Here is a 13349-nt window from a genome sequence, read left to right on the forward strand (position 1 = left end):
TCCGTCCGCCGCGCAATCCGGTCCGAAGGCCCCCGATCCGGCCGAACCGGCACCGCTATAGGCTGCGCCCGTGGAACGGATCTTGGTGGTGGGTGTCACGGGTGCGGGCAAGTCCACGCTCGCCCGGGCGGTGGGCGAGCGCTTGGACCTGCCCTATTACGAGATGGACGCGCTGTATTTCACGGGCCCCGGCTGGGCCGCCAACGACACCTTGACCGAGGAGGTCGCACGGCTCACGTCCGAACCCCGCTGGATCGTCGACTCGCTCGGCTATCCGGAGGTCCGGGATCTGCTCTGGGACCGGGCGGACACCGTCCTGTGGCTCGACTACGGGAAGCGCGTGGTCATGCCCCGGGTCCTTCGCCGCTCCGTCAGGCGCACCGTCACCCGTGAGAGTCTCTTCGGCGGCAACAGGGAGACCTGGGCGGGCTGGCTGAGCAAGGAGCACCCGGCCTGGTGGGCCTGGTCCCAACACGCGGGCCGACGCCAGGAGATCGAACGCCGGACGCGCGATCCCCGTTTCGCCCCTCTCGACACGCGACGGTTCTCCCGCCCCCGCGACACCGCGGCGTGGCTGGCGTCCGTGTGATCCGACCGGAGCGGCCCGACGCGGCGGGGCAGAGCGGGGCGAGGCGGGGGATGGCGAGACGCACCCCGCCCGGGGCGCCTTCCGGCTCACCGACCGCTCACAGAACCACCTCCGCACGGCCGAGCGCAACCACCGCGACAGCATCGAAACAACACCGGTGAATTGAAACCGTTCAATCGTCGGTGCATCGAAAGCATCAGGCCCCTCCGGAGCGGCGACCGCATCCGACGCCCCGTCAAGAATGTGTTGCACGCTCATTGACCCTCGCCCCGTGCGCCCCTACGTTCACCCGCAGTGAATCGATTCATCCTTCCTACCTGAGGAGCCGCAGTGATCAGCAGGAGGAACATTCTGGCGGGTACGGCGGCGGCGATGGCCGTCACGGCGACCGCCGCCGGCGCCGGATCCGCCCTGGCCGCCACCGCGTCCGCACCGGCCGGGGCAGGCGCCCGTCGCAGCGCCCTGCGCGTCACCGCGCCGACCGTCGAGTACGTGCGACACCCCCTCGGTATCGACGCACAACACCCCCGGCTGAGCTGGCCGATGGCCTCGGACGAGCCGGGCGCGCGCCAGAGCGCCTACCGGATACGCGTGGCCTCCAGCGCCTCACGGCTGCCGGAGCCGGATGTCTGGGACAGCGGAAAGGTCGTGTCCGAGGAGTCCGTCCTCGTCCCGTACGCGGGCCCGCGACTCAAGCCGCGCACCCGCTACTTCTGGTCCGTACGCGTGTGGGACGCGAACGGCGGCGCCTCCGACTGGAGCGAGCCCTCGTGGTGGGAGACCGGCCTTCTCGACGCCGCGCAGTGGACCGCGAAATGGGTCTCCGCTCCCCCGGTCCTCACCGACGCGCCGACGCTCGAAGGCAGCTCCTGGATCTGGTTCCCCGAAGGCGATCCCGCCAACAGCGCCCCGGCGGTCACCCGTTGGTTCCGCCGCACCCTCGATCTCCCCGACACGGTCACGGCGGCGACGCTGGCCATCAGCGCGGACAACGTGTACACCGTCTCCGTCAACGGCACCGAGGTGGCCCGCACCGATCTGGAGACGGACCACGACGGCTGGCGCCGCCCCGCCGTGGTCGAGGTCCTGGCCCAGCTGCGTACGGGGAAGAACGTCCTCGCGGTGTCGGCGACCAACGCGTCCGAGGGGCCCGCGGGGCTGGTCGCGACCCTGACCCTCCACACGGCGTCCGGTGAGCAGCGGATCGTCACCGACGACTCCTGGAGATCGACCGACAAGGAGCCCGCCGCCGGCTGGCGCGACACCGACTTCGACGACAGCGCCTGGCCTGCGGCGAAGGAGGCCGCGGCCTGGGGAGGCGGGCCGTGGGGGAAGGTCGTCCCCGCGTCGTACGCGGCCAACCAGCTGCGGCACGAGTTCACGCTCCCGCGCAAGAAGGTGGCACGCGCCCGGCTGTACGCGACGGCCCTCGGCGTCTACGAGGCCCATCTCAACGGCCGCCGTGTGGGCCGCGACCAGCTCGCGCCCGGCTGGACCGACTACCGCGAACGCGTCCACTACCAGACCTACGACGTCACCTCGCTCGTGCGGTCCGGCGCCAACGCCATCGGCGCTTATGTGGGACCGGGCTGGTACGCGGGCAACGTCGGCATGTTCGGGCCGCACCAGTACGGCGAACGCCCGGCGCTGCTGGCCCAGTTGGAGGTCGAGTACACGGACGGGACACGTGAGAGCGTCATCTCGGACAGCACTTGGCGGGCCGCGTCCGGGCCGATCGTCGCCGCCGACCTGCTGAGCGGCGAGACGTACGACGCGCGCAAGGAGACCGCCGGCTGGACCTCGCCCGGCTTCGACGACGGGGCCTGGCTCGACGCGGTGCGCACCGCCGCCGACGCCGCTCCGCCCCGGATCGAGGCCCAGGTGGACGGCGCGGTCCGGGTCGCCAAGGAACTCGCGGTCCGGAAGGTGACCCAGCCCAAGCCGGGTGTGTTCGTCTTCGACCTGGGCCAGAACATGGTCGGTTCGGTACGGCTGCGGGTGTCGGGCGCGGCCGGCACGACCGTGCGCCTGCGGCATGCCGAGGTGCTCAACCCGGACGGCACCCTGTACACGGCGAACCTGCGGACCGCCGCGGCGACCGACACGTACACGCTCAAGGGCGGTGGGCGGGAGACGTACGAGCCTCGGTTCACCTTCCACGGGTTCCGCTATGTCGAGGTGACCGGGTATCCGGGCACTCCGGCGGCGGGAGACCTCACCGGCCGGGTGATGCACACGTCGGCGCCCTTCACGTTCGACTTCGAGACCGACGTCCCGATGCTCAACACCCTGCACAGCAACATCACCTGGGGGCAGCGCGGCAACTTCCTCTCCGTCCCGACGGACACACCCGCGCGTGACGAACGCCTGGGCTGGACGGGTGACATCAACGTCTTCGCGCCGACGGCCGCCTACACGATGGAGTCCGCGCGGTTCCTGACCAAGTGGCTCGTGGACCTGCGCGACGGGCAGACCGCGGAGGGCGCATTCACCGACGTGGCACCCATGGTGGGCACGGTCGGCAACGGTGTGGCGGGCTGGGGCGACGCGGGTGTCACGGTCCCCTGGTCGCTGTACCAGGCGTACGGCGACCGGCAGGTCCTGGAGGACGCGTGGTCCTCCGTACAGGCCTGGCTGAAGTACCTGGAGAAGAACAGCAGCGGGCTGCTGCGGCCGGCCGCCGGCTACGGCGACTGGCTGAACGTCGAGGACGAGACGCCCAAGGACGTCATCGCCACCGCCTACTTCGCCCACAGCGCCGACCTCGCGGCCCGTATCGCGAAGGAACTCGGCAAGGACCCCGCCCCCTACACCGATCTCTTCGGGCGCGTACGCGCGGCGTTCCAGAAGGCCTACGTCACCGCCGAGGGCCGGCTGAAGGGCGACACGCAGACGGCGTACGTGCTGGCCCTGTCGATGGACCTGCTGCCGGACGGGCTGCGGACGGCGGCGGCCGACCGGCTCGTCGCGCTGATCGAGGCGAGGGACTGGCATCTGTCGACGGGCTTCCTCGGTACGCCCCGGCTGCTGCCCGTGCTCACCGAGACCGGGCACACCGATGTGGCCCACCGGCTGCTCGCGCAGCGTTCCTATCCCAGCTGGGGCTATCAGATCGACAAGGGCTCCACCACGATGTGGGAGCACTGGGACTCCATCCGGCCCGACGGCAGCTTCGAGGACCCGGGCATGAACTCCTTCAACCACTACGCCTACGGGTCGGTGGGCGAGTGGATGTACACGAACATCGCCGGTATCGCGGCGGGCCGGCCCGGCTACCGCGAGGTCGTCGTCCGGCCGCGGCCGGGCGGGGGCGTCACCTCAGCCCGCGCCACGTTCGCCTCGGTCCGCGGTCCCGTCTCCACCCAGTGGCGGCTGCGGTCCGGCACGTTCGTCCTGACGTGCTCCGTGCCGCCCAACACCACCGCCGAGGTGTGGATCCCCGCGGACGCTCCGGACGAGGTCACCCACACCACCGCGGCCTTCCTGCGCAGTGAGGACGGCTGCGCGGTGTACCGGGTCGGTTCCGGCACCCACCGCTTCAGCGCGTAGCCCGGCCGTCACGCGGCGGCGTCCAACACACCGTGGACGCCGCCGCGTTGGCGGGGCTCCGCGGAAGCGCGGTGGCCTGCCCATAAGGTGCTCGCATGTCTGCCTCGTTGAGTTACGCCAGATCCCGCGCCGCGCTGCGCGCATCGGCGCGTATTTCCGTCGAGCTGCTGCTGGTTCTGGTGATGACCGCGGTGGCTCTCTGGCTTCTCGGCCAGATGTGGTCCGTGGTCTGGCCACTCATAGTGGGTCTTCTGCTGACCACACTGACCTGGCCCGTGGCCCGCTTCCTGCGCCGGCGCGGGTGGCCCCCCGCCCTGGCGGCCTCCTTGGTGACCGTGCTGTTCCTGGTGCTAGCCGCCGCGGTGGTCGCGCTGATCGCGGTTCCGGTGGCCTCCCAGTCCGGGGAGTTGACCGACAGGATCGTGGACGGCGTGCACAAGGTCCGTGACTGGGCCGCCGGACCGCCGCTGAACGTCGAGGACGCCCAGATCTCGGGTGCCGTGGACAGTGCGGTCGAGCGTTTCCAGAAGAGCGCCGGGAGTGTGGTCGGCACGGTCGTCTCGGGCGTGAGCGCCGTGGTCGACGGTCTGGTCACCGCCGTCCTGGCGCTGTTCCTGATGTTCTTCTTCCTCAAGGACGGCCCGCGGTTCCTGCCATGGCTCGCCCGTCAGCTGCCCGGCCGGCTCGCCGTCGACGTCCCGACCGTGGCCTCGCGCACCTGGGACACCCTGGGATCGTTCGTACGGTCACAGGCGGCGGTCGGTCTGCTCGACGCGGTCTTCATCGGGATCGGCCTGTGGGTCGTGGGCGTGCCGCTGGTGCTCCCGCTGGCGGTGCTGACCTTCGTCTCGGCGTTCGTGCCGATCGTGGGCGCCCTGTTCGCCGGCTTCGTCGCGGTGCTCATCGCCCTGGTCTCGAACGGGCTGACGGACGCGCTGATCGTGCTGGCGATCATCCTCGCCGTGCAGCAGTTGGAGGGGAACGTCTTCCAGCCCATGATCCAGAGCCGTGGGCTCGGACTGCACGCGGCGGTGATCCTGCTGGCGGTGACGCTCGGCGGCAGTCTGGCGGGCGTGGTGGGCAGCCTGCTCGCCGTCCCGGTCGCCGCGATGATCGCCGTGTTCTGGAACTACCTGCGCGAGCAGCTCAGCGAGCCACCGGAGGAACCGGACACCCAGGAACCGCAGACCGACGGCGCCGTCCCCTCCTGAGGGGCCCGGACCCACGGCCCGGCCGGTCCCTGCCGCGGGCCTGGGCCGGGCCGCCTACGGGTTCAGTACGACCTTGCCGGCGACGGTGCCGGATTCGGCCAGGCGCAGGGCCTCGGCGGCCTGGACGAGCGGGAGTTGGGCGGCGATCCGGGCCGTGACCTCCCCGCGCCGGTACGCAGCGAAGACCTGGGCGAGGTCTGCGCGCAGCCGGGCACGGAACCGGTTCCTGGCCAGGGCCCGACCGGCCCAGACATTGAAGAAGTAGGCGCGGCGGCGGTTGGGCAGGGTGTTCCACAGCCACACCCGGCCGAGCAGCTTGAACACCGGCCACTGCTTGGAGCCCTCGTCGTCCCGGGTGGAGGCGCTGCCGTAGGCGACGAGCGTCCCGCCGGGTGCGAGGAGGCGCCAGGAGTCGACGACGCCCCGTCCGCCGATGTGGTCGAAGACGGCGTCCACCCCGCCGGGGGCGAGTTGCCTGACACGCGCGGCGACATCCTCCGTGCGGTAGTCGACGGGGACGACGCCCTGGGCGAGGAGCGCCTCGTGGTGGCGCGCGGACGCCGTGCCGATCACCTTCACGCCCGCGGCCCGGGCGAGCTGGACGAGGACCGAGCCGACGCCGCCGTTGGCCCCGTGCACCAGGATGGTCCGGCCCGCGCGGACGCGTGCCTTGCGGTGGAGCATCTGCCAGGCGGTGATGCCGTTGACCACCAGGGTCTCCGCCTGCGCCGCGCCGATCCCGTCGGGCACCTCCATCACGTCGGCCGCGTCGACGAGGACGTGGGTGGACCAGCCGCCGACCTTCAGCAGGGCCGCCACGCGGGTGCCGGCCAGGCCCGGCTCGACGCCCTCGCCCGTGGCCAGCACCGTCCCGACCAGGTCGTAGCCGGGCACGAAGGGGAACGGCGGCTGGTCGTAGTAGCGGCCCCGGCGCATCTGCTGTTCGGCGAAGGAGACCCCGGTCGCCTCCATCCGGATCAGGACCTGGCCGGGACCCGCGACGGGGACGGCTCCGCGCCTGATCTGAAGTCCCTCCGGAGCCACCTTGCCCGGCAGGACGACCTCGACGAGTCCTTCGGCGTTCATGACGACCTCCATCGCATCGCACTCGACTGCACCGCACCGCGCTGCACTCGGTTGAGTGATTCTCGCGTTCGTTAGAAGTTGTAACGCAAACAGATGGATAGAGTCAATAACGTTGGTGATAGCCTCTAACTAAATACGATGCGCAGACACAGCTGGAGACAGAGACGGAAGGCGGTAGGCCATGACGGACACGGGCACCGGGACCCCGCGCGAGCGCTACCGCGCCCAGGTGCGCGCGGAGGTCAAGGCGCACGCCTGGGAACAGCTCGCCGCGGCGGGGGCCTCCGCGCTCTCCCTCAACGCGATCGCCAAGCGGATGGGCATGAGCGGACCCGCGCTCTACCGGTACTTCGCCAACCGCGACGAACTGATCACCGAGCTGATCCGGGACGCGTACCGCAGCCTCGCCGACACCTTCCGTGCGACCGCCGCCGCCGGCCCCGACGTGTCCGCGCTGGCGCACGCCCTGCGCGACTGGGCCCTTCAGGACCCGCACCGCTACTTCCTCGTCTACGGCACGCCCGTGCCCGGCTACCACGCGCCCGACGACGTCACCGGGATCGTGCGCGAGATCATGGAGACCCTGCTCGACGCCTGCGTCGCTCTGCCGTCGGACTCCCCGGCCACGCCCTTCGGTTCACACCTCGAAGAGCACCGGCGATGGGCGGGCGACCACCCCGCCGAGCCCGCGGCCCTGCACCGGGCGCTGACCTTCTGGACCCGGCTGCACGGCCTGCTGTCCCTGGAACTCGCGGGCCACTTCACCGGCATGGAGTTCGACCCCGCGCTGTTCTTCGCGGCCGAACTCGACGAGCTGACCAAGGTGTCGGCGCGCTGACCCCGGAAGGTCTGCCCGTTCGGGCAGGCGCGTGTGCCTCCGCGCCTCGTGATACCCACGGGGCGGCACGTTAATCTCGTGCGCGTGAGCATCATGACCACAGCGATCGCCGCGGAACTCGGCGCGGCGCAGGGGGAGTTCGCCGGTGATTGACGGCCGGTTGGACGAAACGGGGACGGCCGGGACCCGCACGGCGCCGGCCGGCGGGAGCGAGGCCGAGGACACGGTCGGGGAAGCGGCAGAACCAGCAGTCGGAGCAGAAGCCGGAGAAGCGGACGGGGAAGCGGTCGCAGAAGTGGCCGCGGAGCCGGTCGAGGAGCCACGGAAACAGAAACCCAAGCGTGCTCGTCGCGGCCCCGGGCCGTTCACCCTGCTCGTCCTGCCGGGACTGGTGGCCCTGATCGGGGTGGCCGGCTTCCTGGCCTACAACGGCGGTCTCGACGACGCCTGGCCCCAGGGTCCCGGCCCCGAACAGACCGCCAAGACCAACGTGGACGCCTCGTACATCCCGTGGCTCCGCAAGGCCGTCGCGGACTGCACGGTCGTCAAGCCGTCGGTGCTCGCCGCCCAGATCGACCGGCTCTCCGGCTGGAGCAACGACACGGGAGAGCTGTCGGGCGAGAAGGGCATCGCCGCGTTCACGGACGCCCAGTGGAAGAAGTGGGGCAAGGACGACGACGGCAACGGCCGCTCCTCCCCCCGCGATCCGGCGGACGCCATGATGGCGCTCGGCCGGCAGGACTGCTCCCTCGCCGAGAAGGTGACCGACCTCAGGACCGAGGGAACCGTCAGCGGGGACCTGGTGAACCTCACCCTCGCCGCGTACGCCTCGGGTACGGACGCCGTGGTGAAGGCGGGACGCGTGCCGGCCGACGCGGAGGCCTACATCGACGAGGTGAAGTCGCTGTCCTCGCGCTACAAGTCGGTCGACCGGGAGAGTTCCGGCGGCGCCGTGAACCAGGTGCCGGGCGCCGTACTGGCCGCGCCGGTCGGCAACCTCACCGTCACCTCGCCCTTCGGATCGCGCGAACACCCGCTGACCGGCGTGACGAAACTGCACACGGGGGTCGACTTCGCCTCGCCCCAGGGGGCGCAGGTCTCCGCCGCGTCGAAGGGCCAGGTCGTGTTCGCGGCGATGACCAAGGCGTACGGCAACCGCGTGGTGATCGACCACGGGACCATCGACGGCAAGCGGCTGGAGACGACGTACAGCCATCTGCTGGCCCTCCAGGTGTCCGTCGGCCAGGCGGTGGAGGTCGGGACGCCGGTCGGGCTGGTCGGCTCGACCGGTCTGTCCACCGGCCCCCATCTGCACTTCGAGGTGGTTCTCGACGGGTTCTACACCGATCCCCTGCCGTGGCTCAGGCCCAGCACCTGAGCCGGCCCGGTTCGGCGGGGGTGCCTCCTCGGCTCCCCCGCTGTCCTTCGTCCTGAGTACGCGTACCCAGGACGAAGCCGTGCCTCCGCCGGACCATGAGGACGGATTCGCGTTCCACGTCCTGGGGGAGGACTCATGAACACGCGTACCGTCACCCGTCTGACCTTCGCCAATCCCGCGTCGGCGGTCTACCTGACCGTCGTGGGCGGGTCGATCGTGGTCGCTTCGGCCGTCACGAGGTTCGCCGAGGATCCCGGGCTGATCTGGGTGTGGCCCGCGCTCTTCACCGCGCCCGCCTCCGGACTGGTGACGGTGGCGGACATCTGGCTCGACCCGGTCCTCGACACCAGGGCGTCGGTCGCGTTCAACACGGCCGGGATGGTCGCGTGCGGCCTGCTGCAGTCGTTCGCCCTCGGCCTGCTCCAGCAGTCCGTACGCACCCGTCTGCGCGGCGGCTTCCGCCCGCGCCGTCCCTGAACCCGGCCGGGAGGCGGGCGCCGGGGCGCCTCACTCGGCGGCCGGGCGCCCGCCGAACCGCCAGTCGTGGATCTCGACGCTCCGGTACAGCCCGCCGCGGGCGTACGGTTCGTCCGCCATCATGGCCTCGGCGGCGTCCCGGTCCGGCAGTTCGACCAGCAGGGCCGTGCCCATCCAGTCGGTGCCGTCCTGGGAGAGCAGCGGGCCGTACGCGATGAGGCGCTCACGGTGCTCGCGGTCGAGATGACGGTGGTGCTCCGCCTCCAGGGCGTCGCGGGCCGCGGTCCGGCCGGGCACCGCGTGCGCGACGACGAGGAAGCGCCGGTATCCGGCCGTCCCGGTCCCGTACTGCCACATCGTGCGGCCGAGGGTGTTCTTCCAGCGGCGGATCAGGACGTCCTCGTAGACACCGGCCTTGTAGTTGGGTTCGTCGAACGCGAACCCGTGCGCGGCGGCCGCGTCGGGGAGGTCGACGATGTGCAGGCTGCCGGTCGCCGTCTCGCCGTCGGGGCCGAGCGTGGGACCGCGCGCGATCATCTCCTCGGCGTACCGGTCCATGAACGCCCAGTGCGCCTCGTTCAGCTCCCACCGCAGCGGCATGGATCCGGGCCGGTCACGGCAGTAGAAGAAGTACTCCATCCCGCCCCGCACCTCCCCCTCCACAGGTTCACCCGTTCGGCCGCGCCGGGCGGCACCGGATCGTACCAACGCCCGTTCCGCGCGGCTCGGAATTACCGCGGTCGGCGGCCGTCAGCGGTGGGTGTCCACGGGCCCGTGCCCGCCGTTCGACCCCTCGTTGCATGTTCATGCGAAGTGATGCATAATCTTCCTATGTCTAAGGTCCTTACCTCCCTTCCCGCCGGCGAGCGCGTCGGTATCGCCTTCTCCGGCGGACTCGACACCTCGGTCGCGGTCGCGTGGATGCGCGACAAGGGCGCCGTTCCGTGCACCTACACCGCCGACATCGGCCAGTACGACGAACCCGACATCGCCTCGGTGCCCGGCCGCGCCAAGGCCTACGGTGCCGAACTCGCGCGTCTCGTCGACTGCCGTGCCGCGCTGGTCGAGGAGGGACTCGCCGCGCTCACCTGCGGGGCGTTCCACATCCGCTCCGGCGGGCGTGCCTACTTCAACACCACGCCGCTGGGCCGTGCCGTCACCGGCACCCTGCTGGTCCGGGCGATGCTTGAGGACGACGTCCAGATCTGGGGCGACGGCTCGACCTTCAAGGGCAACGACATCGAGCGGTTCTACCGGTACGGGCTGCTCGCCAACCCGCATCTGCGGATCTACAAGCCCTGGCTGGACGCGGACTTCGTGACCGAGCTCGGCGGCCGCAAGGAGATGTCGGAGTGGCTGGTCGCGCACGACCTGCCGTACCGCGACAGCACGGAGAAGGCGTACTCCACCGACGCCAACATCTGGGGCGCCACCCACGAGGCCAAGACCCTGGAGCACCTGGACACGGGCGTCGAGACCGTGGAGCCGATCATGGGCGTCCGGTTCTGGGACCCCGAGGTCGAGATCGCCACCGAGGACGTGACGATCGGCTTCGACCAGGGCCGCCCGGTCACGATCAACGGCAAGGAGTTCGCCTCCGCCGTCGATCTGGTGATGGAGGCCAACGCCATCGGCGGCCGCCACGGCATGGGCATGTCCGACCAGATCGAGAACCGGATCATCGAGGCCAAGAGCCGCGGTATCTACGAGGCGCCGGGCATGGCCCTGCTGCACGCCGCGTACGAGCGCCTGGTCAACGCGATCCACAACGAGGACACGATCGCCCAGTACTACAACGAGGGACGGCGCCTCGGCCGGCTGATGTACGAGGGCCGCTGGCTGGACCCGCAGGCCCTGATGGTGCGGGAGTCGCTGCAGCGCTGGGTCGGCGCGGCCATCACCGGCGAGGTGACCCTGCGGCTGCGGCGCGGCGAGGACTACTCGATCCTCGACACCCGCGGCCCGGCGTTCAGCTACCACCCGGACAAGCTGTCCATGGAGCGCACCGAGGACTCGGCGTTCGGCCCGGTGGACCGGATCGGCCAGCTCACCATGCGCAACCTCGACATCGCGGACTCGCGCGCCAAGCTGGAGCAGTACGCCGGGCTCGGTCTGATCGGCACCGGCAGCCCCTCCATCGGTGCCGCCCAGGCGGCCTCGACCGGGCTGATCGGCAGCATGCCGGAGATGCCGCAGGGCGGCGCCGAGGCCATCGCCTCCCGCGGCGAGGTCTCCGAGGACGACGAGCTGCTGGACCGCGCGGCGATGGAGTTCGGCACGGACTGATGTTCCGTGTTCCGCCGCGGCGGAACGAACGGCTAAGGGGTGGGCCCGGCGCTCTTGGCGCCGGGCCCACCCCTCGGTCTGTTCAGCGGCCGGATCGGTGGTCTGATCAATGGGCCGGTCAGTGGGCGGGCTCCGCGATGCGGATGTCGTGGCTGTCGCCGTCGGACAGGAACGCGGCCAGCGCCTCCCCCTCGTCGGCCACCGCGGTGCGGTCGGTCCGGGAGAGGCCGTGCAGCGGGGTGACCGTCACGGTGGCGTCCTTGCCGACGGTCCAGGTCGCGGCGACCCTGCCGTCCACCAGTACGACGCGCTCACCGGCGACCGACAGACCGCGGTGTGCGTCGTCGATGATCCGGCCGCGGTCGTGGTAGCCGAGGATCGCGTTGTCGAACGCCGGCAGGAACCGCACCGGGGCCGGTGTGTCCGGGTCGGGTCGGGGCGCGTCGGGCAGGTCCAGCAGTTCCCGGCCCCGTTCGTCACGGAAGGCGACCAGCTCCCCGCGTACGGCCGCGATCGCGGCGGGCAGACCCGCGAGGCCGCACCAGGCGCGCAGATCGGCCGAGGCGGCGGGGCCGAACGCGGCCAGATAGCGGCGGACCAGCGCCTGGCCCACCGGGTCGGAGCCGTCCCCGTCCGGGGCGTCGGCCTCGCGCCCCAGCCAGGAGGCGAGCGTCGCGTTGCGCACCCCCGCTCTCGTCCGCCAGAGCCCGCGCGGCGGGAGCTGCGCCATCGGGACGAGGGCGGCGATCAGCATCTCACCCAGTGCCCTCGGCCCCGGGTCCGGCCAGCGGTCGCCGACCGCCCGCGCCAGCTCCGTCATCGTGCGGGGCTCGCCGTCGGCCATGACGGCCCGGCCGGCCGCCGCGAGCTCGTCGAGGTCCACCCCGGCGAGCTCACGGCGGTAGGTCCCGAGCACCCGCTGGCGCAGCATGGCCGTGTGGCGGCCCCGCCATGCCAGGGCGTCGTCGGCGGTGACGAGGTGGACGGTCCGGCGCATGAGGTGGGTGCGCACGACCTCCCGCCCGGTCAGCAGGTCCGAGAGCGCCGACGGGTCGAACGCGCCGAGCCTGGACCAGAGCCCGACGAACGGCTCCTGCGGCTCCTGAGCCTGCAGACCGCCGAGGTGGGCGACCGTGTCGAGGACCGGCAGACCGGCGCGGTCGAGCAGCAGCTGCCGGGCCAGCGTCGCGCGGTTGAGCGCCCGGGTGCCGAGAACGGTCGAGGTGCCCACCGCTCAGGTCGACTTCTGGCCGTCGAGCGACTCGCGCAGGATGTCCGCGTGGCCGGCGTGCTGGGCGGTCTCCGCGATGACGTGCATCAGCACCCGGCGGGCGCTGTGCGTCGACCCCGGCTCGTTCCAGGGCGCCTCGGGCAGCGGGTGCGTCACGGACAGGTCGGGCAGTCCGGCGACGACCTCCTCGGTCCTGGCGGCCACCTGCTCGTACCGTTCGACGATCCCGGCCAGCGTCTCGCCGGGCAGCATCCGGAAGTTGTTCTGGTGGTCGATCGCCCACTGCGGGAACTCGCGTGCGGTACCGGCCGCGAAGTCGGCCCAGGTGACACCGTCCGGCAGGTCGAAGCTCATCGCCGACGGGCCCTCGATCACGAAGCGCAGCCAGCTCTCCTCGATGGCCGCCACATGCTTGATCAGCCCGGCCAGGGACAGCGTGCTGACCGTCGGGCTCTGGCCGGCCTGTTCGTCACTGAGATCGCGGGCCGTGGCGGTCAGCGCGGCCCGGACGGTCGCGAGTTCGGCGAGCAGGTCGCTCCGCTCGGGGTCGAGGGCGGGCCGGGGTGCGGTCGTGGCGGTCACATCGGTCATGGTGATCGGGTCCTTCTTCTCGTCGCGGTTCGCGCTCCGGCTGTCTCCGTCGGGCACAGGAAGACAATCTCAGGGGAAGCGGTCAGGGAGTGTCCGCTACTGCGTGCACCATG

Annotated in this window: 11 protein-coding genes; 7 read left to right on the forward strand and 4 right to left on the reverse strand. The window is 71.4% G+C overall.

Annotated features, from left to right (window positions below; genetic code table 11):
* Window positions 1-70 precede the first annotated feature (70 nt).
* The 3 genes from J8N05_RS24990 to J8N05_RS25000 all read left to right on the forward strand — a co-directional run bounded on the left by J8N05_RS24990 (window position 71) and on the right by J8N05_RS25000 (window position 5349).
* Window positions 71-589, forward strand: a complete 519-nt coding sequence (locus J8N05_RS24990; protein WP_210886210.1) for an AAA family ATPase — start codon at window positions 71-73, stop codon at window positions 587-589.
* A gap of 330 nt (window positions 590-919) precedes the next feature.
* The gene (locus tag J8N05_RS24995) at window positions 920-4138 is read left to right on the forward strand and encodes an alpha-L-rhamnosidase (RefSeq protein WP_210886212.1); all 3219 of its coding nucleotides are present in this window, start codon (window positions 920-922) and stop codon (window positions 4136-4138) included.
* A 95-nt stretch (window positions 4139-4233) separates the two neighbouring features.
* On the forward strand, window positions 4234-5349 hold the full coding sequence (locus tag J8N05_RS25000; RefSeq protein WP_210886214.1) for an AI-2E family transporter: 1116 nt from the start codon (window positions 4234-4236) through the stop codon (window positions 5347-5349).
* 54 nt (window positions 5350-5403) lie between these two features.
* Here J8N05_RS25000 and J8N05_RS25005 read toward each other — a convergent pair whose 3' ends face one another.
* Window positions 5404-6435, reverse strand: a complete 1032-nt coding sequence (locus J8N05_RS25005) for a medium chain dehydrogenase/reductase family protein (RefSeq protein ID WP_210886215.1) — start codon at window positions 6433-6435, stop codon at window positions 5404-5406.
* Window positions 6436-6616: 181 nt separating this feature from the next.
* Here J8N05_RS25005 and J8N05_RS25010 point away from each other — a divergent pair, with 181 nt between their 5' ends.
* The 3 genes from J8N05_RS25010 (at window position 6617) to J8N05_RS25020 (ending at window position 9128) form a co-directional block, all read left to right on the forward strand.
* Window positions 6617-7273, forward strand: coding sequence for a TetR/AcrR family transcriptional regulator (locus tag J8N05_RS25010; RefSeq protein WP_210886216.1), 657 nt, complete (start codon window positions 6617-6619; stop codon window positions 7271-7273).
* A 295-nt stretch (window positions 7274-7568) separates the two neighbouring features.
* A complete protein-coding gene (locus tag J8N05_RS25015) occupies window positions 7569-8651 on the forward strand; it encodes a M23 family metallopeptidase (RefSeq protein WP_210886217.1) in 1083 nt (360 codons plus the stop codon).
* A 135-nt stretch (window positions 8652-8786) separates the two neighbouring features.
* Complete coding sequence (locus J8N05_RS25020; RefSeq protein WP_210886219.1) at window positions 8787-9128, forward strand: SCO4225 family membrane protein; 342 nt, start codon at window positions 8787-8789, stop codon at window positions 9126-9128.
* A gap of 30 nt (window positions 9129-9158) precedes the next feature.
* On the opposite strand, the gene J8N05_RS25025 is transcribed toward J8N05_RS25020, so the two are convergent.
* Window positions 9159-9767, reverse strand: coding sequence for a YciI family protein (locus J8N05_RS25025; protein ID WP_210886222.1), 609 nt, complete (start codon window positions 9765-9767; stop codon window positions 9159-9161).
* Window positions 9768-9959: 192 nt separating this feature from the next.
* Between J8N05_RS25025 and argG the strand changes: the two genes are divergently transcribed.
* A complete protein-coding gene (argG, locus tag J8N05_RS25030; protein ID WP_210886224.1) occupies window positions 9960-11414 on the forward strand; it encodes an argininosuccinate synthase in 1455 nt (484 codons plus the stop codon).
* Window positions 11415-11532: 118 nt separating this feature from the next.
* Here argG and J8N05_RS25035 read toward each other — a convergent pair whose 3' ends face one another.
* Together J8N05_RS25035 and J8N05_RS25040 are read right to left on the reverse strand one after the other, a co-directional pair.
* Window positions 11533-12645 carry a winged helix DNA-binding domain-containing protein gene (locus tag J8N05_RS25035; RefSeq protein WP_210886228.1) on the reverse strand — a complete coding sequence of 371 codons (1113 nt, stop codon included), beginning with the start codon at window positions 12643-12645 and terminating at the stop codon, window positions 11533-11535.
* Between the two features lie 3 nt (window positions 12646-12648).
* On the reverse strand, window positions 12649-13236 hold the full coding sequence (locus J8N05_RS25040; RefSeq protein WP_210890363.1) for a DinB family protein: 588 nt from the start codon (window positions 13234-13236) through the stop codon (window positions 12649-12651).
* Window positions 13237-13349: the final 113 nt, after the last annotated feature.

The organism is Streptomyces liliiviolaceus (genome assembly GCF_018070025.1).
Classification (GTDB): Bacteria; Actinomycetota; Actinomycetes; order Streptomycetales; family Streptomycetaceae; genus Streptomyces; species Streptomyces liliiviolaceus.